This window comes from Paraburkholderia sp. Cy-641, from assembly GCF_011752945.1.
Classification (GTDB): Bacteria; Pseudomonadota; Gammaproteobacteria; order Burkholderiales; family Burkholderiaceae; genus Paraburkholderia.
Genome location: NZ_VWWM01000156.1, coordinates 1 through 202 on the forward strand (window position 1 = coordinate 1; position 202 = coordinate 202).

The 202-nt window shown below is 61.4% G+C and carries 1 protein-coding gene; it reads left to right on the top strand.

Annotated features, from left to right (window positions below; translation table 11 throughout):
* Positions 1–202 (top strand): hypothetical protein (locus tag F3J20_RS32485; protein WP_275691497.1); only part of this gene is annotated, 202 nt, incomplete at both ends.

Genomic DNA, 202 nt, shown 5'->3' on the forward strand with positions numbered 1-202 from the left:
ACTGTTGAGGACGATGTCGACAGCGAGGCCACGTTGCTGTTCGTCGTGCTCAGGCCGGTCGACAGGGAGCTTGCCACTGTTGAGGACGATGTCGACAGCGAGGCCACGTTGCTGTTCGTCGTGCTCAGGCCGGTCGACAGGGAGCTTGCCACTGTTGAGGACGATGTCGACAGCGAGGCCACGTTGCTGTTCGTCGTGCTCA